The 18,815-nt window shown below is 47.8% G+C and carries 22 protein-coding genes, 1 tRNA gene and 2 riboswitches; of the genes, 16 read left to right on the forward strand and 7 right to left on the reverse strand.

Annotation, left to right across the window (positions count from 1 at the left end; translation table 11 throughout):
* Positions 1-99: 99 nt before the first annotated feature.
* The 4 genes from ASG89_RS22910 to ASG89_RS22925 all read right to left on the reverse strand — a co-directional run bounded on the left by ASG89_RS22910 (position 100) and on the right by ASG89_RS22925 (position 3,612).
* Positions 100-1,275 carry a hypothetical protein gene (locus tag ASG89_RS22910; RefSeq protein WP_057313383.1) on the reverse strand — a complete coding sequence of 392 codons (1,176 nt, stop codon included), beginning with the start codon at positions 1,273-1,275 and terminating at the stop codon, positions 100-102.
* A complete protein-coding gene (locus tag ASG89_RS22915) occupies positions 1,275-1,751 on the reverse strand; it encodes a hypothetical protein (RefSeq protein ID WP_057313384.1) in 477 nt (158 codons plus the stop codon). Before ASG89_RS22915 ends, ASG89_RS22910 begins: the two co-directional genes overlap by 1 nt.
* Positions 1,748-2,218: a sigma-70 family RNA polymerase sigma factor gene (locus ASG89_RS22920; protein WP_235549888.1), complete on the reverse strand. Its 471-nt coding sequence runs from the start codon at positions 2,216-2,218 to the stop codon at positions 1,748-1,750. Before ASG89_RS22920 ends, ASG89_RS22915 begins: the two co-directional genes overlap by 4 nt.
* A 188-nt stretch (positions 2,219-2,406) precedes the next feature.
* Entirely contained in the window at positions 2,407-3,612 is a 1,206-nt protein-coding gene (locus ASG89_RS22925) for an MFS transporter (RefSeq protein ID WP_057313386.1), read from the reverse strand.
* A 151-nt stretch (positions 3,613-3,763) separates the two neighbouring features.
* Here ASG89_RS22925 and ASG89_RS22930 point away from each other — a divergent pair, with 151 nt between their 5' ends.
* Positions 3,764-4,096 (forward strand): hypothetical protein, encoded by a 333-nt coding sequence (locus ASG89_RS22930; protein ID WP_057313387.1) that lies wholly within the window; start codon positions 3,764-3,766, stop codon positions 4,094-4,096.
* A 129-nt stretch (positions 4,097-4,225) separates the two neighbouring features.
* Here ASG89_RS22930 and ASG89_RS22935 read toward each other — a convergent pair.
* Positions 4,226-4,299 (reverse strand) — tRNA-Arg (locus ASG89_RS22935).
* A 167-nt stretch (positions 4,300-4,466) separates the two neighbouring features.
* On the opposite strand from ASG89_RS22935, the gene ASG89_RS22940 reads away from it, so the two are divergent.
* Together ASG89_RS22940 and ASG89_RS22945 are read left to right on the forward strand one after the other, a co-directional pair.
* A complete protein-coding gene (locus ASG89_RS22940; RefSeq protein WP_057313388.1) occupies positions 4,467-4,964 on the forward strand; it encodes a DUF1648 domain-containing protein in 498 nt (165 codons plus the stop codon).
* Between the two features lie 15 nt (positions 4,965-4,979).
* Entirely contained in the window at positions 4,980-5,516 is a 537-nt protein-coding gene (locus ASG89_RS22945) for a DUF1697 domain-containing protein (RefSeq protein ID WP_057313389.1), read from the forward strand.
* A gap of 28 nt (positions 5,517-5,544) precedes the next feature.
* Here the strand turns inward: ASG89_RS22945 and tadA are convergent, their stop codons facing one another.
* Positions 5,545-6,003 carry a tRNA adenosine(34) deaminase TadA gene (gene tadA, locus ASG89_RS22950; protein ID WP_268795652.1) on the reverse strand — a complete coding sequence of 153 codons (459 nt, stop codon included), beginning with the start codon at positions 6,001-6,003 and terminating at the stop codon, positions 5,545-5,547.
* 277 nt (positions 6,004-6,280) lie between these two features.
* A riboswitch (cyclic di-GMP riboswitch) is annotated at positions 6,281-6,367 on the forward strand.
* A 100-nt stretch (positions 6,368-6,467) separates the two neighbouring features.
* On the opposite strand from tadA, the gene ASG89_RS22955 reads away from it, so the two are divergent.
* The 11 genes from ASG89_RS22955 to glyA all read left to right on the forward strand — a co-directional run bounded on the left by ASG89_RS22955 (position 6,468) and on the right by glyA (position 16,407).
* Positions 6,468-7,208 carry a PilZ domain-containing protein gene (locus tag ASG89_RS22955; protein WP_057313391.1) on the forward strand — a complete coding sequence of 247 codons (741 nt, stop codon included), beginning with the start codon at positions 6,468-6,470 and terminating at the stop codon, positions 7,206-7,208.
* A gap of 78 nt (positions 7,209-7,286) precedes the next feature.
* Positions 7,287-8,387: a redox-regulated ATPase YchF gene (ychF, locus tag ASG89_RS22960; protein WP_057313392.1), complete on the forward strand. Its 1,101-nt coding sequence runs from the start codon at positions 7,287-7,289 to the stop codon at positions 8,385-8,387.
* A 33-nt stretch (positions 8,388-8,420) separates the two neighbouring features.
* Entirely contained in the window at positions 8,421-9,485 is a 1,065-nt protein-coding gene (gene prfA, locus ASG89_RS22965; RefSeq protein WP_057313393.1) for a peptide chain release factor 1, read from the forward strand.
* Between the two features lie 14 nt (positions 9,486-9,499).
* A complete protein-coding gene (gene prmC / locus ASG89_RS22970) occupies positions 9,500-10,375 on the forward strand; it encodes a peptide chain release factor N(5)-glutamine methyltransferase (RefSeq protein WP_235549889.1) in 876 nt (291 codons plus the stop codon).
* Positions 10,376-10,549: 174 nt separating this feature from the next.
* Positions 10,550-11,281, forward strand: coding sequence for a stage II sporulation protein R (gene spoIIR / locus ASG89_RS22975; protein ID WP_057313395.1), 732 nt, complete (start codon positions 10,550-10,552; stop codon positions 11,279-11,281).
* Positions 11,282-11,329: 48 nt separating this feature from the next.
* Entirely contained in the window at positions 11,330-12,409 is a 1,080-nt protein-coding gene (locus tag ASG89_RS22980; protein WP_057313396.1) for an L-threonylcarbamoyladenylate synthase, read from the forward strand.
* A gap of 218 nt (positions 12,410-12,627) precedes the next feature.
* Positions 12,628-13,188, forward strand: coding sequence for a manganese efflux pump MntP family protein (locus ASG89_RS22985; RefSeq protein ID WP_057313397.1), 561 nt, complete (start codon positions 12,628-12,630; stop codon positions 13,186-13,188).
* Positions 13,189-13,235: 47 nt separating this feature from the next.
* Positions 13,236-13,808, forward strand: a complete 573-nt coding sequence (locus ASG89_RS22990) for a low molecular weight protein arginine phosphatase (protein ID WP_057313398.1) — start codon at positions 13,236-13,238, stop codon at positions 13,806-13,808.
* Between the two features lie 47 nt (positions 13,809-13,855).
* A riboswitch (ZMP/ZTP riboswitch) is annotated at positions 13,856-13,936 on the forward strand.
* A gap of 104 nt (positions 13,937-14,040) precedes the next feature.
* Entirely contained in the window at positions 14,041-14,499 is a 459-nt protein-coding gene (gene rpiB, locus ASG89_RS22995; RefSeq protein ID WP_056611733.1) for a ribose 5-phosphate isomerase B, read from the forward strand.
* A 15-nt stretch (positions 14,500-14,514) separates the two neighbouring features.
* Positions 14,515-15,120, forward strand: coding sequence for a TIGR01440 family protein (locus tag ASG89_RS23000; RefSeq protein WP_057313399.1), 606 nt, complete (start codon positions 14,515-14,517; stop codon positions 15,118-15,120).
* A gap of 36 nt (positions 15,121-15,156) precedes the next feature.
* Positions 15,157-16,407 carry a serine hydroxymethyltransferase gene (gene glyA / locus ASG89_RS23005; protein WP_057313400.1) on the forward strand — a complete coding sequence of 417 codons (1,251 nt, stop codon included), beginning with the start codon at positions 15,157-15,159 and terminating at the stop codon, positions 16,405-16,407.
* On the opposite strand, the gene ASG89_RS23010 is transcribed toward glyA, so the two are convergent.
* Positions 16,404-16,595, reverse strand: a complete 192-nt coding sequence (locus ASG89_RS23010; protein WP_057313401.1) for a hypothetical protein — start codon at positions 16,593-16,595, stop codon at positions 16,404-16,406. The two genes, glyA and ASG89_RS23010, sit on opposite strands and share 4 nt — an antisense overlap.
* Before the next feature lie 220 nt (positions 16,596-16,815).
* Between ASG89_RS23010 and upp the strand changes: the two genes are divergently transcribed.
* Together upp and wecB are read left to right on the forward strand one after the other, a co-directional pair.
* On the forward strand, positions 16,816-17,445 hold the full coding sequence (gene upp / locus ASG89_RS23015; RefSeq protein WP_057313402.1) for a uracil phosphoribosyltransferase: 630 nt from the start codon (positions 16,816-16,818) through the stop codon (positions 17,443-17,445).
* 78 nt (positions 17,446-17,523) lie between these two features.
* Complete coding sequence (wecB, locus tag ASG89_RS23020; protein WP_057313403.1) at positions 17,524-18,660, forward strand: non-hydrolyzing UDP-N-acetylglucosamine 2-epimerase; 1,137 nt, start codon at positions 17,524-17,526, stop codon at positions 18,658-18,660.
* The last annotated feature ends 155 nt before the right edge of the window (positions 18,661-18,815 follow it).

Below are 18,815 nucleotides of genomic sequence, written 5' to 3' on the forward strand. Positions count from 1 at the left end.
GAAGATGGGGAACTGACGAAGGAAAGCCGTGTGCGGGAAATCCGCATGCACGGTTTGACGGGGAGTCCGAGGGAGTAATCCCTCGTCTTACCCTACTGTCTATAAAGCTCCGTCTTCAGTATCTTTTTCAGAAAATGGTGACGGTAACTTCTGCTTTCGATTCATGAGTAAGCGAATGCCGCCGCCAATCAGGAGAAGGGCAACGATCAGCGTTTGACTGAAGTTGTTAAGCAGATACATGTAATTCCGCGAAGCCGGTAGAAATTGATAGAGGAATTGGACAAAGAACTCACTAAAGATATAGTAGCCGCCTAAAACGATTAAAACGACACCAATCAGGCGTTGATAGGCTGTCCAATTTTCAACAAGAGGCTTGTCAGTTAGCGTGCCATTTTCATACTTCGAAATGTTCTGCAGGGCATCAAAAAAGCTGAAGAACCAGAGAATAGGGATCAAAAAGAAGAAAAGGGACAACCGCAGCACATCCAACACGTAAATGGAGAAAAGAAACACAGCCATCAGTTGGATACCGCGTTTGGTCATCGATAAGTACAGGTGCGCCGCACCAGGGAAAATGGCGATAATTGTGGCAAGGGTCCGATTTTTGCGGCCATGTTCATCACGCTGAAAATCTTCAAACATACTACGATCCACGAGCTCATAACCGGCTTGCTTGCGATCTAACTGCTTCAGTGCATCGAACATCGTATAGAACCAGAGCACGGGCAACGCCAACAGGAAAACGATAAAACCTTCATTATGCGTCAGAATGGTGATGAAGAACACGAGTATGGCAATTCCGAAGAAGGAGATCATCGCTGTAAGGCCTCTCTGCATTAACCCAAGCCAGAAATGGCCAACACCTGGAATGAAGGAGAGCATGAGTACTTTAGATCTTTCTTGTTTTCCTGCTAGTTGAGCATAGTAAGCGTCAGCATTCCAAGATGGCACTTCTTGCTCAGGCGGATAAGGGCCATAATACGGTTGCATCGGTTGATGATAGGTTGGTGGGATTGGCATTGGCATTGGAGCTGGAGCGTTCAATACATAGATAAGCATATCGACCATATTGACGATCCACGTGAGCCCGATAGGAATAAGCAGAAAGGCGAATTGGTCGGCATCATGGGACACAATACCTAAGAAAAGTATGAAAGAAAGTCCGAAGAATAGGAAGCCGTATAATAAACCGCGGATAGTACGATTGATATAAAGATGACCCACTCCGGGTATGAAGGAAAGTAGGAAGGCAACAAGATTGCTTTTAGTAGGCATTAAGGCGTTAGACCTCCTTTTTTATGTTCATTCTGTAACGTGTCCAACCAGGTAAGTGTGCGATTAACGAGATGATCGGATATCGAAATTGGTGTTTCAAGAGAGGCAGGCGCTTCTAGAGGAGGAGCGGGCTTGAAGGCACCATACGTTCCTATCTCCTGTGATATGCCATGGAAAAATCCAGTGGCTACGAGCACCAGCGTCGCGGCAGCCGCAATCCCATAGTGGAACATCGTTGAGCGATACCAAGCCGGTTTCGTCCCAACCGTCCTGCTTAGAATACGATTCGTATAGGCTGCTGGATCTTCGACCTCTAGGATCGGCTGTGCTGCTAGCTTATCTATACATATCATGTAACTCGTTAAGCAAGCCTCGCAGCGGTATATATGATCTTCCATTTCGTCCCGTACTTCTGACGACAGATGATCCTCCGCATATTGCATCCATTCCTGTTCACTATAATGGGTAACCTTCATCGAAACTCCTCCTCCTTCCAGTGATTTCTCACCCATTGCTTTGCCCTGTACAGCTTGGATTCCACCGTTTTAATCGTAACCCCTTGCGCATTCGCAATATCTTGATAAGACTGATGATGAATATAATAGGCCAGTAAAACATCCTGATAGTTGGTTGGGATCTGGTCGAGCTTCTGCCGCACAAATTCAGTTGTTTCTTTGATTAAAATCTCATGTTCCACGCTCTGCTCCGGATGAGGAGGTCCTGCCCCTGAGACAGCCTCCTCGAACTCGGCGACAATGTCTTCCTTACGCCGACTGGATGCGCGTTTGAAATCAATCGCTCGATTCACCGCGATGCGTGTCATCCAAGTTTTCAGGCCTTTCTTTTCATACCGAGGGAGGGAGAAGTAAATGCGGGTCCAAACCTCTTGGGACAAGTCTTCGGCATCCTTCTGATGGCGAACAATCGCAAAGATCGTCTGCAAAATATACGGACGGTACCTTGCAATCAGCTCACGGAATGCCGCTTCATCGCCTTGTAATATGTGCTCAATTAGTATGTGCTCCTCAATATGCTTCTCCTCCTCTCCCTATGAATAGACGAAGCTCGTCCACTTTACCCCTGCACTTGTGAGAAAAAAAAGAGAGCGAATCGCGAGATTCACTCTTTCTATTATTGCGCCATTGTAGATTTGTTTGTCCCCAGAGGCTGTTTCTTAGCTGACCTTTGAACGAACAGATACGCGAGTAGTGCACTCAAGGCACCGAGTATGCCGAGTACAATAAAGCCTTCATTTAGAGAGAAATAGTCGCCAATGATGCCCATAAGGACAGGCCCTACGAACATGCCGAGTCCATAAATCGCTTGGAAAAAGCCCATCGCTGTCGCTCGCTTATCCGCGGGCATATGCTTAATGCTCATCCCCATGAGCAAGGTAAACGAAAGTCCGCGACCAAAGCCGGCAAATGCCTGTGTAATCATGAGCAGCCAGAGATGGTGGGTGAATGGCACCGTAAAAGTGAAGATCCCCATGAGCAGGAAGCCAGCTACAACCATGCGTTTCTCCCCATATTTCATCGCCCAACGCCTTCCGCCGAATAAAGAGGCTAGCGCAACAGGTACGTTAGCGAATAAAGAAAGCAAGGAAAGCGAGAATTTATCTGCGCCAAGCTGCATCGCATATACCGGCGTGAAGCCGAACACCGTAGCAAATATCAGCACCTGCGATAAGATTGCGAGCAGCGAAACAAAGAGGAGTGTGCGATCCGTCGCCACGTTTCCGATGCCGCGCATGGTGATTTTGGGTGCATCTTTCTCTACTTTTTCGATGAGGAAGAAAGAACCGATCATGCCTAGTAGGCCAAGCACTGCACCGAGAATGAACACCGATTCCCAACCTAGCTTGTCTGCTGCCCAGCCTGCACTAAGTATGCCTAACACCTGACCGAGTGAGTTGAAAAAGGAGATCGTACCGATCGCCTTCGTAGACTCTTCATGTTTGTAATAGCTTGTGAATAGCACTGTAAAATCAACCCAAGTCGCTGCGGCTGCCCCTGCGAGTGCTCGAAGGATCAAGATCCAGGTAAAATCATGCGTGAACCACAGCCCAAGTCCCGTAATAGCGGTGAAGAGGAGGCCGAAGGTGATGAACAGCCTCCTTTTATGAAAACGATCCGACATAATGCCTACGGGTATGCGGAGCAGCATCTGCGAGATACCGTACATGCCGACAATCCAGCCGGCTAGCTGGTGGCTTCCCCCGAGGAATTCCACGTAAGGCGCCATGATCGGAACGCTGGTGTACATCGACATCCAGAACAGCATCGTGACCGCACAGAAGAGCGGAATGCGATAAGATGAAATTGCGCGAGTTGTCATCGGAGTGAGGACTCCTTTCTATTCAGTGATAACTCTATTATCCTCCTTTTGCTAACTCAACGTCAAAAGGATTATGCTACGGCTATAAAAAACTGTAACAGTTTTTTAGTGGGCGAATATCCTATCTTTAGTTAAAGAAGGAGGGATAGGCGTGTCCGCAATAAATCCTATTCAAGCTGGTCATATAAGCGGCGATGTAAAGGCACATTGTAACAAATATATGAAGTACCATGTTTTCGCACAATTGAAAGACGGGTCACAAATTGAGGGAATCATTGATGATATGGATAATGATGGCGTCACCATGTTAGTTCCAGAAGAGGTTGGTGGCGAGGGAAGGGAAACGGATCCAAACAGACAACCGTTTGGTTACGGATATCGCCGATTTCGTCGGCAGCATTTTCCGTTTTATCTTTTCGCATTTCCATTCTTTAGACCTTACCCGTACTACCGCCCATTTTATCCTTACTATCCTTGGTATTAGTAGACAAGGGCAAATCAAGCTGCACCAACCGCGCCAAATCCACACTTATATCAACATAAAACAAAGACGATCGCAGTCGGGTATCATCCGATCAGCTATCGTCTTTTTAACGCGAATTAAATTCGTATACGCGCCCGATACGATTCGAACGTACGACCTACAGTTTAGGAAACTGTTGCTCTATCCTGCTGAGCTACGGGCGCATAGTATCGTCATTCTAACACGAGATGTTTTCGAGGTGCAACCCATTTTAACCCATGTGTATGCAGGAGGTTTCGTTTGAGTAAGGAATGTACATAGTGGATAGTGGTTAAAGAAATAAATATATTTATCGTAATCTGTTGGTAAACCAAGAGAAAGTAGGTGTCGTATGGAGCAACGTCCCGTGATTCAACTCGCAAGATCCAAAGCTGAAACCATACTTGATGTTATTTCCCTGCTCGCAATCATAACTATGATTGCATATGTCGCATACCAGTGGCGCGAGTTGCCAGAGCGAATGCCAATGCATTTTAACGGTAAAGGGGAGATCGATGGCTGGGGGAACAAAATGAGCCTAATTGCTTTACCACTAATAGGCGTTATCATCTATATTGGCCTGACGTTCCTAAGCAAGGTCCCACACGTGTATAATTATCCATCCCCAATTACGCCGCAGAATGCCCGTGGACAATACCAGAATGCTCGTTTATTGATAAACAGTTTAAAAACGGTGATTGTCATTCTGTTCGGCTTCATTGAATGGTCTATTATCCAAAGTGCAAAGGAAGGCAATGCCGATCTCAATTGGTGGGTGTTAGGCTTCATCCTGTTGTTGCTGTTCGGTACGATCATCTTCTTCATCGTTCGTTCTATACAATTAAAGTAAGGGAGGCAAGCCGGAATGACGGTATATGTAGGTTTTCTGCGTGGGATAAATGTTGGAGGCAAAAACAAGATGAAGATGGCTGATCTGAAAAAGACGCTAGTAGCCTTAGAATTAGCACAAGTACAGACTTATTTGCAAAGCGGCAATGTGCTATTCCAATCCGAGGAGCCAGGAGAAACCCTGCGACCGCGTATTGAAAAAGCCATCAGCGATGCGACAGGTGTAGCACCTACTGTTATTTTGCGTACCGCGGCGGAGCTAGTTGAACTTGTAAGGAATTGCCCCTATGACGCAGAGGCTTTGTCCGAAGGGGAGAGCATTCAAATTTCTATGCTAACGGAAGAAGCCCCGCAGACATTCACCGACATCTTATCCAAGGGACAGAATGAAGTCGACGAATTTCAAATACGGGGCTGCACAATATATTTTCTGTTTCGGCAAAGTGTGTTGGATTCGAAGCTGGCAAGCAACATTCAGAAGCTTGGCGACCAAACGACGACACGTAATTGGAATACGATGAGCAAACTATTGGAGTTAGCGGAGGGCTTATAGCCAGCCAAAACTCCGAACGACTAAACCCTCATGCCTTGCCCCGTAATTTTCGAAAAAACTGCGTTAGCATCGTTGAACACTCCTCTTGCAGAATGCCACTAACCACATCGACACGATGATTGAACCGGTCTTCCTGCAGCAAGTTCATCAACGTGCCCGCACAGCCAGCCTTCGGATCTACAGTACCGTAAATCACTTGCGGAATTCGTGCTTGCACGATCGCTCCTGCGCACATAGGACAAGGTTCCAGCGTCACATAGAGCTGGCAGTCCAGAAGGCGCCACGCTTGCAGATGTTCGCTCGCCTGTTTAATGGCAATCAACTCTGCGTGTGCAAGAGGATCTAGGGTTGTTTCGCGTAAATTGTGACCGCGGCCAATGATTTGACCTTGATGGACGACGACCGCGCCGATCGGAACTTCACGGATGGCTTCCGCTTTCAGTGCCTCGTCAATCGCTTCTTTCATCCAAGAGATATGTTGATCCACAGGGGGACACCTCGCAATAATAGTTTATCCACATGTGTATAAATATCCGAACAAATATTCGTTGTTAACAAGCTGTGGATAACGATGTGGATAACTTATAAACCTGTGGATATTCATTCCACTACACATTCATACAATAAAAACATGGCTCATGCAAGGAATTTAGTTGAAAGAAATATCCAGGCTACGTATAATGGTGATAATAGTGGGTCTTTTAGACCAGTTTGAATCACAAATAGATCATTAAGATCAGGATAGTTACATAAATGAATAGCAGGGTTCGACAAGGCAAACTTGCTGAAAGGCAAGGACGCAAAGCTGAGGGTCTACGGTTCTAGTGAACTATGGCAGCCTGGTTACCGAAAATCGATGCTTTTGATTGCGGTGATAGGCTGTCCCTAAGAGGGGGCAGTCTATTTTGTGCGGAAGAGAACTATGAAATCCATTATTAAAGGAGGGTGAAGATGAGCATGGTGATGAAGCAGGATGCTTTGAAGCGATATGGGAGCAAAGAAGGATATGATGCGGAGGTCTTGATTGATTGTCGAGCGGTTGTGGCGAAAGATGACTTCGTGGCAACAGGTATTCTTACCTACGCACAAGGCGATATCATGGAGATCGAGTTGCCAGAATATGAAGTCTTTCAGCTTGGGGATAAGGCCAAAATGACGTTATACACCAAATCAGGTCTATTCGTTTTTGATTCGACCGTCGTAGCTAGAGAGCCTGGTTCACTCATCGTGATCAATCCGCCTGAGAATCGGAAGAAGTTTTCAGAGAAGCGGGAGTTCCCGCGGGTAGATGTGAAGAATATAGGTCACCTTGCAGGTTTCCAAAATGTAACCCAAAAAGAGCAGCATCACTTGGAAAAACCTATTGAAATTAGGATAAAAAACATATCCATGAGCGGAATTGGCTTTACTATCAATGATAATTCGATGATCGATGGTATTCTTCACAAAAAATGCCGGCTGCAAGCTGATCTGGATTTAGGCTTTGAAATGCCGTGTATGTTGGAAATTATAAGGAAAGAAAAGAAAGATGACGGTTACTATTACGGAGCCAGCTTCAAGAGCGTTCCTGCAGAGCAAAGTAATGCGCTGCGCGGTTTTATTCTGCGAAATCAGGTTCAAACCTACTTCGAACAGAAGCGGGATGAAGAGTTCAAAAAAGCAATGGAAAAAAAGTCTGCAGCCAATCAATAGCTTGCAGGCTTTTTTTTGCCCGCTAAGTACTATATAATAAGAAGGATGATTTTCGAAAATTAAGGAGTTGTAACGACAATGGCTTTGAAAGCAGGTATCGTCGGTCTACCGAACGTAGGAAAATCGACATTGTTTAATGCAATTACACAGGCGGGGGCAGAATCTGCGAATTATCCTTTCTGTACGATCGATCCGAATGTTGGGGTAGTAGAAGTACCAGACGAGAGATTGCAGAAGCTGGTGGAAATCGTTGTGCCTAAGAGCATCGTGCCGACGGCCTTCGAGTTCGTTGACATTGCGGGTTTGGTTAAGGGTGCGAGCAAAGGCGAGGGCCTTGGAAATAAATTTCTAGCACACATCCGTGAAGTCGATGCGATTGTGCATGTTGTCCGTTGTTTTGAGGATGATAATATTACTCACGTTTCTGGGAAAGTCGATCCGATTGGCGACATCGAGACGATTAATCTTGAATTGATTTTGGCAGACATTGAGTCGGTTGATAAAAAGATCGAGCGTTCACGCAAAAACCTTAAAGGCGGCGACAAGAAAGTTGTAGCTGAGGTTGAGTGTTTGGAACGTATCAAAGAAGCCTTATATAATGATATGCCAGCACGCAGCTTGGATTTGACTGACGACGAGCGTCTGCTAGTTCGCGATCTACATTTGCTAACGATGAAGCCAGTGCTCTACGCGGCAAACGTGAGTGAAGATGAAGTTTCAACTGCGGATAACAATGCATATGTTAAAATAGTGAAGGAATTCGCAGAAAAAGAAAACAACGAAGTTATTTCTATTAGCGCGAAGGTTGAGTCCGAGATCGCTGAACTGGAAGACGAAGAAAAAGCTATGTTCCTGGAAGAGTTGGGACTTCAAGAGTCCGGCTTGAATAGATTGATTAAAGCAGCTTACCGCAAGCTCGGCTTGTACACGTATTTCACAGCTGGAGTTCAAGAAGTTAGAGCTTGGACGATTCGTAAAGGAACCAAAGCTCCGCAAGCAGCTGGCGTCATTCATACGGATTTTGAACGTGGATTTATCCGTGCAGAGGTTGTTTCTTATAACGATTTGGCTGCTGCTGGATCGATGGCGGGTGCGAAAGAAAAAGGGCAAGTACGCCTTGAAGGTAAAGAGTACGTAGTGAATGACGGCGACGTTATGCATTTCCGTTTCAACGTGTAATTACCCATAAAAACAAGAAAGGAGTGATCCCCTATGTTGGATCGACTTCAGTCCATTGTGGACCGCTATGACAAACTAAGCGAGTTATTGTGTGACCCGGATGTAACGAGTGATACGAAGAAACTAAGAGAGTATTCCAAAGAGCAATCGGATCTTCAGGAGTCTTACGATGCTTATAATGAGTATAAGATCGTGAGTGAACAGCTGGCTGATGCGAAAGTGATGCAGAATGAGAAGCTGGACGATGAGATGCGCGAAATGGTCAAAATGGAGATTGAAGAGCTTAGCGAGCAATCTGCTAAACTTGAAGAACATCTTCGCATTCTAATGATGCCGAAGGACCCTAACGATGACAAGAACGTCATCGTAGAAATTCGCGGAGCGGCAGGCGGCGATGAAGCTGCGCTGTTCGCAGGCGACCTCTACCGCATGTATACGCGTTATGCAGATGGTCAAGGATGGAGAACGGAGATTCTCGATGCATCTGTGAACGATTTGGGCGGATTTAAAGAAATTATTTTCATGATTACGGGTAAAGGTGCTTACAGCAAACTCAAGTTTGAGAGCGGAGCACACCGTGTTCAACGTATTCCAGTAACAGAATCTGGTGGACGGATCCACACCTCTACTTCGACGGTTGTCGTTATGCCGGAGGCAGAAGATGTGGAAGTTGTAATTCATGATGCGGATATTCGCGTTGATACGTTCTGTTCCAGTGGGGCAGGCGGTCAGTCTGTTAATACAACGAAATCCGCTGTGCGTGTAACCCACGTACCAACGGGTATCGTCGCAACATGTCAGGATGGTAAATCGCAAAACTCTAATAAAGAGTCAGCGCTTCGCGTACTTCGTACGCGGATTTCAGATAAATTGCGTGAAGAAGAAGAAGCGAAATATGCCGGCGAGCGTAAAAGCAAAGTCGGAACGGGCGACCGTTCAGAGCGTATTCGTACTTACAACTTCCCGCAAAGCCGCATTACCGACCACCGTATCGGCTTGACGCTTCACCGTTTAGAAACAGTTCTTAACGGCGATATGGCGGAAATTGTGTCAGCGTTAACGATTGCTGCACAATCCGATGCCTTAGAGGCGATGTAATGACGACTGCTAACATGAGTGTGAGAGAAGCCTTTGTGAAGGCTTCTTCTTTTTTAGCGGAGCAAGGCGTCGCAGAGGCCTCGTCTTGCACGGAATTGTTGCTGCAGCACCTCTTAGGCGGCTGCAGTCGGACTGAGCTGCTGTTCCGTTGGTGGCAGGAACAGATGCCCTTTGAGCTGGTCGCTACGTGGGACCAGCTGGTTGCCAGGAAGGCCGCGGGCGAGCCGGTGCAGTACATCACCGGTGAGCAGGATTTCTTCGGCCTTCCGTTTGAAGTTGGCCCGGCCGTGCTAATCCCGCGGCCGGAGACCGAGCTGCTCGTGGAGGCGATGCTCCTCGAGGGCTCACGTCTGTTCCCGCAAGGCGCTCCGCTCCTTGCGGATGTGGGCACCGGGAGCGGTATCATCCCGGTGACGATCGCGCACGCGCGCCCTGGGTGGCGCGTGGCGGCCAGCGACATCTCCGCGGCAGCGCTGGAGATGGCCCGCAAGAATGCGCAGCGCCACGACGTGGCTGCGTGCGTGGAGTGGCTCGAGGGCGACCTCCTCGAGCCTTATATTGAGCGCGGGCTCGCGCCGGATATGGTGGTGTCGAATCCACCATATATTCCGGACGGCGACCTGCCGGCGCTGATGCCCGAGGTGCGGCTATATGAGCCGCACACAGCGCTATTCGGCGGTGTCGAGGGACTCGACCTGTACCGCCGTATGATCTCCCAGCTGCACCGGCTGCCGCGAATCCCGACCGTGGTCGGGTTCGAGGTGGGCATCGGGCAGGCGGAGGCTGTAGCGGCGTTGCTGCGCGCCGCCGCTAGCTGGACGGAGATCCGCTTCGTGCAGGATCTCCAGGGGATCGATCGCCACGTGATCGCGATCCGCTCTCCCGAGTAGCCGATTCTTGGATCGGCTGCTTTCTTTTGCCGTTTCGCGTTTCTTACTCACTTTCGGCCTTTTTCCCTCAACGGACCAACTCTATCATTTTGCAAAAAATAATAGATTCATAGGTTTAGCCCCACCCACTATTGTCCATACTGGCTAGTAGAGAACGGGAAAGGGGCTACTACCATGGTTAAGAGAACAGAGCGCCACTCAGTTAAAAGCCTATTATTCATTGTTTTTGCACTTATAGTTATGATTATGTGTTGGGAATCCAATCGTACGAACGCGGCGGTTATTTCGCCTACGATACCAGAAGAATCGATTCGTTTGCGTATTCTAGCAAACTCGGATTCTGCACAGGACCAAGCTTTGAAACGCGAAATTCGCGATGCGATTATTGCGCGTATGGCGGAATGGGTTGTTGGACCGCATTCCTTGGACGAGGCTAGAGCGGTCGTGAATGCACATTTGCCAGAATTCGATCAACTCGTTGGTGAGATGATTGCATCCCGCGGCTACAACTATTCACATACGGTAGAGCTAGGTGTTGTCCCTTTTCCAACCAAAATGTACGGAAATGACGTGTATCCAGCCGGGGATTATGAAGCTTTGCGTGTTGTGATCGGTTCTGGTGAAGGACAAAATTGGTGGTGCGTCTTATTTCCACCATTATGCTTTGTAGATTCCGTATCGGGTGAAGCGGTTGCTTCGGCTGCCGTTGTGGTGGCCAAAACGACAGATGAGAATGGCAAGGAAAAGCAACCGGTTAAATCTACAGAGAAAGTTGCAAAGAAAGACGCAAAAGTTGAGGTAGTAGCAGCTTCGGCTTCAACTTCCACGACCGAAGAGCCAGAACAACCGAAAGTGAAGTTCTTCATTTGGGAAATGTTTAAAGCGATCTTTTCGTGGTTTAGCTAATGGCTGTTAGATGATCGGGCATATAAATTTTATTACATACAAGTAAGGATGAGAGTGATTGTGACAACCTATTGGAACGTGGATCAAGGTGAACAGAGCGCGACAGCGCAGTATATAGCAGAGGCAGCGAGTCTCTTACAGCAAGGCGATACAGTCGCCTTTCCGACTGAAACGGTGTATGGACTTGGTGCGGATGCGACGAATACCGAAGCAGTTCTACAGATTTTCGCCGCGAAGGGAAGGCCCTCCGACAATCCTCTGATCGTACATATAGCTGATGCGACACAGCTCTCAAGCCTTGTTCAGCCAGATAGTCTCACAGCTCATCATCATGCGCTTATGAAGGCTTTCTGGCCCGGACCTTTAACCATTGTGCTACCTGTACTTGCAGGTAGCCTTTCGCCGTTGGTTACAGCAGGACTGCAAACGGTAGGTATCCGTATCCCAGATCATCCTGTTGCCTTACAACTGCTGCGAGTAGCGGGGCTTCCGATCGCAGCGCCAAGTGCGAATAGTTCGGGTAGACCAAGCCCGACGTTGGCGTCTCATGTACGGGATGATTTGCATGGGAAGATTGGCGGCACTGTAGACGGTGGTCCAACGGGTGTCGGTGTAGAATCAACGGTTATTCAACTTGTAGACGGCGAGTTATATGTGTTGCGGCCAGGTGGTGTGACAGCAGAGCAGTTGCACGCGGTTGTGCCAGACATGCGTATTCATGTGGCTGAGCCGACAGAAGTTGAAGCTGCGGATACACCTCGTGCGCCAGGTATGAAGTACACGCATTATGCGCCGAAGGGTTATATGCACATCGTTCAAGGGGATGACGAGCAGGAAGTCTCAGCATGGATTCAACGCGATATTGATGCCGCAAAGTCACGTGGAGAGTCGACGGGGATTCTCACGTTTGAAGAAAGAGCAGGCGGATACCGAGCAGATCTCGTTGTTGCATGCGGCTCCTTAGCACAACCAGAAACGATAGCTCGGGAGCTTTATGCCGCTCTGCGGACTTTTGATTACAAAGGCATTAGTTATATTGTCGCAGAAGGCGTTCCAGATGCAGGGATTGGCAGCGCCATAATGAATCGACTGCTCAAAGCAGCGGGTCATGAGCGGGTCCGCCTCTAAAATATAAGATTTTATAAGTTTCCGAGATTCGGAAAAACGAATTCTTATTGGCGATAAAAACCACCATATATAGGGATCTTTGGTCGGAGACCAAAGTCTCTCCGCTAAAACGCGGTCCCTCATCCTTGAAGGACTTCGATAGAAGTTTTTCCCATTAGCATGATTCCCAGTTTGTCCGCATATCTTGAGAAAGAATCGTGGACAAGGGGGATCGTGCTATGCTCGCATCTGGGGTACAAGTTGGGCAACTCATGACAATTGGAATAATGGCGATTGCTTTGGGCCTAGATGCTTTTTCGTTAGGAATTGGCATAGGGATGAAGGGCATTCGTCTGATTGATATTTTGAAAATCAGCATTGTCATCGGTCTCTTTCACGTGCTCATGCCATTAATGGGGATGTTTATGGGGCAATATGTGTCCCTTCTTCTGGGTAACGTTGCGACGGCCGCAGGGGGATGTTTACTTATTTTGCTTGGCGCACACATGGTCTATAGCTCGATACGCGGGGAAGAGGCTACGGCATTCGATCATCGAACGTTCTGGGGGCTTGTTATTTTTGCCCTCAGTGTTAGTATAGATTCGTTCTCAGTGGGCGTTTCTCTAGGGATGTTTGCCACGGACATTGTGCTTACTGTGCTTATTTTCGGGCTATTTGGCGGCTTGCTTTCGATAGCAGGCTTACTGCTTGGCAGACGAGTTAGTGGTTGGGTTGGGGAATATGGAGAGGCATTCGGTGGACTTATCCTATTAGGGTTTGGGATCAAGTTTTTACTATGATACAATAAGGGAAGTTCGTTTCAAAATGTTTATTTCGGGAGGATTTCATGTTGCGAATTCTATTTGTCTGTACAGGAAATACGTGCCGCAGTCCGTTAGCTGAAGGTTTGCTGCGTATGAGGGTGCATCAAGAGGGGCTTGCGGCGGAGGTTCGTTCGGCAGGTGTATCTGCGATGACGGGTGGTCCGATCTCGAGAAACAGCCAGTCACTTCTTCATGAAGCGGGTTTCAAGGAAGCGATTAGTTCGCTAGCGATAGGCGCTGCGGATGTCGAGTGGGCAGATGTGATTTTAACGATGACGACGGGGCACAAACGCTCAGTAATCGGGCGGTTTCCTTATGCGGTCGAGAAGACGTATACGCTCAAAGAGTATGTTGAGGACGATGCTCGCATTCTTAAGGCGATTGAAGAGCGAGAGCAGCTTGCGACTGAGCTTCAGCTCAAACAAGCGCTATCTCAGAGCGTGTCTGTGGAAGAAAGAAGCCGCATGTATGAGCTAGAAAACACGATTCCGGATTATGATATTTCGGATCCCTATGGTGGGTCACTAGCCGATTATCGGTATACAGCCGAGGAAATTAGTCGGAGCCTAGATAAATTGGTGAAAAAAATACGCTAATCTCATTTACACATCGCTGAGAATGCGATAAAATACATGTAACAAGCAAGACTCAATGTAACTGGCGACGAGTGGGGGTAACCACAATGGAGCATTGAGCTATACGGCCGGTCGCCTGGGCACAAGAGCAACGCGCGTTTTCTAGCGTGTGCGCTCTTTTTTTCGTTTTTGGTGAGCTTTGGGATATAATAGGATGGTCGAATTCGAACAAGTCAAAAGGAGCGTTTACGTTATGAAAATTGCTTTAGGTGCTGATCATGCAGGCTATCGTTTGAAAGATGTTATCATTCCTTTTATTGAATCATTAGGTCACCAAGTGATTGATTTCGGTTGCAGCTGTGGAGACTCCGTTGATTATCCAGATTATGCACTTCAAGTTTGCGAAAAAGTTGTTTCAGGAGAAGCAGATAAAGGAATTCTGCTTTGTGGAACTGGCATTGGGATGTCCATTGCTGCTAATAAAGTTCCGGGAATCCGCTGTGCACTTGTGCACGACCTTTTCTCCGCGAAAGCGACACGTGAACATAATGATACGAACGTGCTAGCGATGGGTGAGCGAGTTGTTGGACCAGGTGTAGCGGAAGAAATCGTTAAAATTTGGTTGGAAACCGAGTTTTCAGAAGGTGTCCGCCATAAGAATCGAATCAACAAAGTGCAAAGCATCGAAGATCGTTTCACGGTTCACCCCTAGAAATGAGGTTGCGCGATGACAGATTCTATGTATGAACCAATCGCAGAAGCTTTGGAAGCGAATCTGCGTGAGCTAGTTACTGTCGGCAGTCTGCGTCCTGGCCATATCTTGGTGATCGGTACGAGCACGAGTGAAATTCTCGGGCATCGCATTGGAACATCGGGTACGCTGAACGCAGCGAAGCCGATTTTCGAGACGGTTGCGCGCATTTGCAGCGAGTTCGGGTTGTTCGCAGCCTATCAATGCTGTGAACATTTGAATCGTGCGCTGGTTGTGGAAGAAGAGTTGCTGGCGTTGGCGCCGCAGCTTGAACCTGTATCTGTCATTCCCGTGCCGAAGGCCGGGGGGGCGATGGCTTCATATGCGTACAGACACTTCGTGAAGCCGGTGGTTGTTGAAACGATTCAGGCGCATGCAGGCATCGATATTGGCTCAACGCTGATTGGGATGCATCTGCGCAGAGTCGCTGTTCCCGTAAGGCCACCAGTTCGGCATATTGGCCAGGCTTATGTCACGATGGCCTTCGCACGGCCGAAGCTGATCGGTGGGACTAGAGCTGTATATTCCGCAGAAATAGCGGATCAACGTTATCAACAAGCTGCACCTGATGCAGATTGCTAATTTATTTGTAACGACTATCCTTAGGAGGAATATGAGATGACAAACTTTTTGAACAAACAAGATCCGAAAATCGTAGAAGCGATGAACCTTGAGCTAGGCCGTCAACGCGACAAAATTGAATTGATCGCTTCCGAGAACATCGTAAGCCAAGCAGTTCTTGAGGCTATGGGCACTGTATTGACGAACAAATACGCAGAAGGTTACCCAGGCAAAAGATACTATGGTGGCTGTGAGTACGTAGACATCGTGGAAGACATTGCTCGTGACCGCGCGAAGGAGCTTTTCGGTGCTGAGCACGCGAACGTTCAACCGCACTCCGGTGCTCAAGCGAACATGGCTGTTTACTTGGCTGCGCTAAACCCTGGTGACACAGTTCTTGGTATGAACCTTGCTCACGGCGGTCACTTAACACACGGTAGCCCGGTTAATGCTTCCGGTATCCTTTACAACTTCGTAGCTTACGGCGTAAGCGAAAAAGATTTCCGTATCGACTATGATGATGTTCGTAAAGCAGCTTTCAAACATAAGCCTCGCATGTTAGTTGCTGGTGCAAGTGCGTACCCGCGTACGATTGATTTCGAAGCATTGGCTTCCATCGCTAATGATGTAGGCGCATTGTTCTTCGTTGATATGGCGCATATTGCTGGTCTAGTTGCAGCTGGCCTACACCCGAACCCAGTGCCACACGCACATTTCGTAACAACAACAACGCACAAAACGCTTCGTGGTCCTCGCGGCGGTATGATTCTTACGAAGAAAGCTTGGGCTGCAGCAATTGATAAAGCGGTATTCCCTGGTTCCCAAGGCGGACCTTTGATGCACACAATCGCAGCGAAAGCTGTTTCCTTCGGTGAAGCTCTACAACCGGATTTCAAAGTGTACGGTCAAAAAGTCATCAACAATGCACAAGCTTTGGCAACAGCTCTTACAGCTGAAGGGATCAACCTTGTTTCCGGCGGTACAGACAACCACTTGATGTTGGTTGACTTGCGCAACCTGAACATCTCTGGTAAAGACGCAGAGCACGTACTTGATGAAATCGGTATTACAGCGAACAAAAACGCGATTCCTTTCGACCCAACTAGCCCGTTCGTAACAAGCGGTATCCGCTTGGGTACACCAGCTGTGACTTCCCGTGGTATGGACGAAGAAGCAATGAAAACGATCGCGAAAGTCATCGGTCTTACATTGAAAAACCCGAAAGACGAAGCTACACTTGAGAAGGCTCGCGGCATGGTGTCCGATCTAACGGCACAATTCCCGCTTTACCCAGGTTTGACTTACTAATAGCTATTATGGAGGGCCGGCTCTTTGGAGCTGGTCTTTTTTTTGTTCGCCCACCAACCTTTGCGGTATTCAAATATGTGCCGATGGTGTGCAACGCCGCTGCATTCAAGAACTACAATATCCTGCAAGGACTCTGGGAAAGCCCATGGGTCGGTTGGCAGAACTTTCAATTGTTGCTGGTTAAGCACAGTTAAACCCTCTATTCATACCCTTGTCTGGGCCCATTCTCCGTTTGGAGAGTACGGTTCACGAGGGTTTTTTGTCATGATTTTATATCCGTAGGAAAACCACGCTGCTTCGTTGTATTGGTCATCAAGAGAAATGGCGGTTCTACAGAAGATAAGTTGGATAACATATGATATAATGGACGAGGTTTGCCTGACCTATAAGCTTAATTAGGAGGAACACATGGGTAAAGTACATATTTGCGATCATCCGCTTATCCAGCATAAGCTTACTTATATACGGGATGAGAACACAACAACGAAGGATTTCAGAGCCCTTGTAGATGAAGTTGCTACATTAATGGTTTATGAAATTACAAGAGATTTGCCACTGCAGCAAGTGCAAGTGAAAACCCCGGTTACAACAGCAGATTGCCAAGTCATCTCGGGTAGAATGCTAGGGCTGATTCCGATTTTGCGAGCAGGTTTAGGTATGGTTGACGGCGTGTTAAAGCTAATGCCAGCTGCAAAAGTAGGACATGTTGGTCTCTATCGCGATCCGGAGACGCTTCAACCAGTTGAGTATTATGTGAAGCTGCCTACCGACGTGTTGGAGCGGGATTTACTCGTTATTGATCCTATGCTTGCAACAGGTGGATCTGCGAATGCAGCGATTGAGGTGCTGAAACGCAGAGGCTGTATCCGTATTAAGCTGATGTGTCTCATTGCTGCACCAGAAGGCGTAGCTTCCGTGCAAAAGGAACATCCGGACGTCGACATCTATGTCGCAGCGGTTGATGATCATTTGAACGATCATGGCTACATTGTGCCAGGTCTCGGGGATGCTGGGGATCGTCTGTACGGCACAGATTAATTTTTGAACAAAAGTTACGCTTACGAAGTCAGTTTTCCTGAAAGAAAACTTGAAGGAACTTAAGGGGAGAAGAAACCGATGAAACGTTTAAAAGTGATTACGATCTTCGGAACAAGACCTGAAGCTATCAAAATGGCTCCGCTCATTCTCGAATTGGAGAAGCATCCTGAACACATTGAGTCACTAGTTTGCGTTACCGCACAGCATCGTCAGATGTTGGATCAAGTGCTTGATATTTTCAAAATCACACCGAACTTTGATCTTAACGTTATGAAGGATCGCCAAACATTAAATGAGATTACCATGCGCGTGCTGCAAGGCTTGGAGCCCGTATTTCAAGAGGCGAAGCCAGATCTGATTCTTGTTCATGGGGATACACTAACAACTTTCCTGGCTAGTTATGCGGCATTTATGCAACAAATTCAAGTAGGACATGTAGAAGCGGGACTTCGCACCTGGAACAAGCTGTCCCCGTACCCAGAAGAGATGAACCGCCAACTAACAGGCGTTCTTGCTGATCTTCATTTTGCGCCAACACAGCAATCGGCTGATAATCTGCGTAAAGAGAATAAATCGGAGTCACAAATTTATGTGACGGGGAATACGGTTACGGATGTGTTTAAATACACCGTACAGCAAGAGTTCAACCATCCAGTGTTGGAATGGGCCGCTGGCCGCAAACTAATCTTGATGACAGCCCACCGTCGTGAATCGCAAGGTGAGCCGCATCGTCAAATTTTCCGTGCAGTGAAGCGAATTGCGGACGAGTTCGAGGATATTGCTATCGTGTATCCAGTGCATTTGAGCCCAGCGGTCAAAGAGCCTGCGCACGAGATTCTTGGTAATCACCCTCGCATTAAACTGGTAGAGCCATTCGACGTGTTCGAATTCCATAACTTCTACCCGCATGCGCACATGATTCTAACCGATTCAGGTGGTCTGCAAGAAGAAGCGCCATCCTTCGGTGTGCCGGTCCTTGTTCTTCGCGATACAACAGAGCGCCCAGAAGGCATTCAGGCGGGAACATTAGAGCTTGTTGGAACGGATGAAGAAGTGGTCTATTCGCGTGCTCGTGCCCTACTGACAGATCCAGATTTATACAATAAAATGAGTCAAGCTGCGAACCCTTACGGAGACGGGAAAGCCTCTGAACGCATCGTTCAAGCGATTCTCCATCACTTCGGCAGGACTACGGAGCGCCCAGAAGCTTTCTAACCGTGACAAAATCATGACAAACGCTACAGCGTACAGTTGAACTGTTCGGTTTGAAAAAGCGCAAACCCTAGAGCCGCAAGGCTCTAAGGAGTTTTGTAGGAAGTGACAAATGAAGTTCCGTCAATTGACAAAGTTAGCATGGCTTCGATACAATG

The sequence above is a fragment of the Paenibacillus sp. Soil766 genome (assembly GCF_001428105.1).
Lineage (GTDB): Bacteria > Bacillota > Bacilli > Paenibacillales > NBRC-103111 > Paenibacillus_E.

What these genes read in the sequence shown, in the direction of transcription:
- ASG89_RS22910 (WP_057313383.1), bottom strand. Translation starts at nt 1,275, where the DNA reads ATGCCTACTAAAAGCAATCTTGTTGCCTTCCTACTTTCCTTCATACCC.
- ASG89_RS22915 (WP_057313384.1), bottom strand. Translation starts at nt 1,751, where the DNA reads ATGAAGGTTACCCATTATAGTGAACAGGAATGGATGCAATATGCGGAG.
- ASG89_RS22925 (WP_057313386.1), bottom strand. Translation starts at nt 3,612, where the DNA reads ATGACAACTCGCGCAATTTCATCTTATCGCATTCCGCTCTTCTGTGCG.
- ASG89_RS22940 (WP_057313388.1), top strand. Translation starts at nt 4,467, where the DNA reads ATGGAGCAACGTCCCGTGATTCAACTCGCAAGATCCAAAGCTGAAACC.
- ASG89_RS22945 (WP_057313389.1), top strand. Translation starts at nt 4,980, where the DNA reads ATGACGGTATATGTAGGTTTTCTGCGTGGGATAAATGTTGGAGGCAAA.
- ASG89_RS22955 (WP_057313391.1), top strand. Translation starts at nt 6,468, where the DNA reads ATGAGCATGGTGATGAAGCAGGATGCTTTGAAGCGATATGGGAGCAAA.
- ychF (WP_057313392.1), top strand. Translation starts at nt 7,287, where the DNA reads ATGGCTTTGAAAGCAGGTATCGTCGGTCTACCGAACGTAGGAAAATCG.
- prfA (WP_057313393.1), top strand. Translation starts at nt 8,421, where the DNA reads ATGTTGGATCGACTTCAGTCCATTGTGGACCGCTATGACAAACTAAGC.
- prmC (WP_235549889.1), top strand. Translation starts at nt 9,500, where the DNA reads ATGAGTGTGAGAGAAGCCTTTGTGAAGGCTTCTTCTTTTTTAGCGGAG.
- spoIIR (WP_057313395.1), top strand. Translation starts at nt 10,550, where the DNA reads ATGGTTAAGAGAACAGAGCGCCACTCAGTTAAAAGCCTATTATTCATT.
- ASG89_RS22980 (WP_057313396.1), top strand. Translation starts at nt 11,330, where the DNA reads ATGAGAGTGATTGTGACAACCTATTGGAACGTGGATCAAGGTGAACAG.
- ASG89_RS22985 (WP_057313397.1), top strand. Translation starts at nt 12,628, where the DNA reads ATGCTCGCATCTGGGGTACAAGTTGGGCAACTCATGACAATTGGAATA.
- ASG89_RS22990 (WP_057313398.1), top strand. Translation starts at nt 13,236, where the DNA reads ATGTTGCGAATTCTATTTGTCTGTACAGGAAATACGTGCCGCAGTCCG.
- rpiB (WP_056611733.1), top strand. Translation starts at nt 14,041, where the DNA reads ATGAAAATTGCTTTAGGTGCTGATCATGCAGGCTATCGTTTGAAAGAT.
- ASG89_RS23000 (WP_057313399.1), top strand. Translation starts at nt 14,515, where the DNA reads ATGACAGATTCTATGTATGAACCAATCGCAGAAGCTTTGGAAGCGAAT.
- glyA (WP_057313400.1), top strand. Translation starts at nt 15,157, where the DNA reads ATGACAAACTTTTTGAACAAACAAGATCCGAAAATCGTAGAAGCGATG.
- upp (WP_057313402.1), top strand. Translation starts at nt 16,816, where the DNA reads ATGGGTAAAGTACATATTTGCGATCATCCGCTTATCCAGCATAAGCTT.
- wecB (WP_057313403.1), top strand. Translation starts at nt 17,524, where the DNA reads ATGAAACGTTTAAAAGTGATTACGATCTTCGGAACAAGACCTGAAGCT.